The sequence below is a fragment of the Stenotrophomonas capsici genome, from assembly GCF_034961085.1.
Classification (GTDB): domain Bacteria; phylum Pseudomonadota; class Gammaproteobacteria; order Xanthomonadales; family Xanthomonadaceae; genus Stenotrophomonas; species Stenotrophomonas capsici.
Window position 1 is genome coordinate 1 of record NZ_JAYFUH010000232.1, and the last position, 1,631, is coordinate 1,631.

1 protein-coding gene and 2 pseudogenes are annotated in these 1,631 nt (G+C 70.6%); all 3 read left to right on the top strand.

The window, feature by feature from the left end; all coding sequences use genetic code 11:
- Positions 1 to 230: pseudogene (locus VA603_RS11925) on the top strand (DUF4350 domain-containing protein); the annotation flags it as partial.
- The gene (locus VA603_RS11930; protein ID WP_132862407.1) at positions 227 to 1,270 is read left to right on the top strand and encodes an AAA family ATPase; all 1,044 of its coding nucleotides are present in this window, start codon (positions 227 to 229) and stop codon (positions 1,268 to 1,270) included. The pseudogene VA603_RS11925 and the gene VA603_RS11930, both read left to right, overlap by 4 nt.
- A gap of 127 nt (positions 1,271 to 1,397) precedes the next feature.
- Positions 1,398 to 1,631, top strand: a pseudogene (locus VA603_RS11935) (DUF58 domain-containing protein); the annotation flags it as partial.

The following is a 1,631-nucleotide window of genomic DNA, read 5'->3' on the forward strand; positions in this document are numbered from 1 at the left end:
AGTCACCGCTGCTGTACGACGCGGTGCGCCAGTCCTTTCTGGCCCGCCTGCGCCGCCGCGCACCGGTGGCCGCGGCCCTGGTTGGCGACGCCCAGGCCCAGGCCATCGCCGATCACCTGCAATGGCCGCTCGCCCGCGTGCAGAGCGCGCTGCAGGTTCCCCCCTCGCGGGACGACAACGCCCTGCGTGAACGCATCCGCCTGCTCATCCAGATGAGAAACCAGCTATGAACGAGACGCCGTTTCCGCCCGCCCTTCCCGGCGAGGCTCCCGCCGCCGCGCCCGCACCTGCCGCGGCACCCGCGCCTGCACCGGGCAACGCCGAGGTGATCGAACGCGTCGAGCGCATCCGCGAAGCCGTCGGTCAGGCCTTCATCGGCCAGGCCGATGTGCTCGAGCAGATCCTGATCGCGCTGTTGGCCGGTGGCCACGTGCTGATCGAAGGCGTGCCCGGCCTGGGCAAGACGCTGCTGGTGCGCGCCCTGGCCCAGGCATTGGAGCTGGACTACGCGCGTGTGCAGTTCACCCCGGACCTGATGCCCAGCGACGTCAGCGGCCACGCGGTGTACGACCCCAAGACCGAGAGCTTCAAGATCCGCCGCGGCCCGGTGTTCACCAACCTGCTGCTGGCCGATGAAATCAACCGCGCCCCGGCCAAGACCCAGTCGGCGCTGCTGGAAGTGATGCAGGAAGGCCAGGTCACGATCGAGGGCAAGGCCTTCCCGCTGAACCCGCCGTTCCTCACCTTGGCCACGCAGAACCCGGTCGAGCAGGAGGGCACCTACCCGTTGCCCGAGGCGCAGTTGGACCGCTTCCTGCTGAAGGTGCTGATCGACTACCCGCAGCTGGAAGACGAGAAGCGCATGGTCCAGGCCATCACCGTCGGCCGCACCGCCGGCGACTTCGACCTGTCGCAGGTACCGCGCGTGCTCAGCGGCAGCGACGTGGTCGCGCTGCAGAAGGCCGTGGCCGAGATCACCGTCGACCCGCAGGTGATCGACTACGCGGTGCGCATCGTCGCGGCCACCCGCAAGTGGCCGGGCATCGCGCTGGGCGCCGGCCCGCGTGGCAGCATCGCGCTGGTGCGCGCCGCACGCGCCCAGGCGGTGCTGTCCGGCCGCGATTTCGTCACCCCCGACGACGTGCGCGAGATCGCCAAGCCGGCCCTGCGCCACCGCATCACGCTGGCCCCGGAGCTGCAGATCGAAGGCCAGTCCGCCGATGACGCGCTCACCGCCCTGCTCGCCAAGGTCGAGGCCCCGCGCAAGTGAGCCCACGCCCGGCCACCGCGCACGCCTCTGCCCCCTGCCTTGCGCACGCAGTGCGTAGGGGAGCCAGGGGGAGCGGTGCCCATGCTCCCGCTGCTTCCACCCCCTGCACCACCACGGAACCCCATCAGTGAGACCGTCACCGCGGCTGATCACATTGCTGGTGCTGTGGGGCCTGCTGGGTGTGCCGGTGGCCCTGCATTACCTGCCGCTGCAGGCATGGACGCTGACGGCCGCGGCGATCGCGGTGCTGGCGCTGCTCGATGCGTTGCTGCTGTGGCGCCGCCCCACCCCGCAGGTACGGCGTGAACTTCCCGACTCGCTCGCCCTGGGCGTCGAACGCGAAACCTGGCTGCAGATCGAT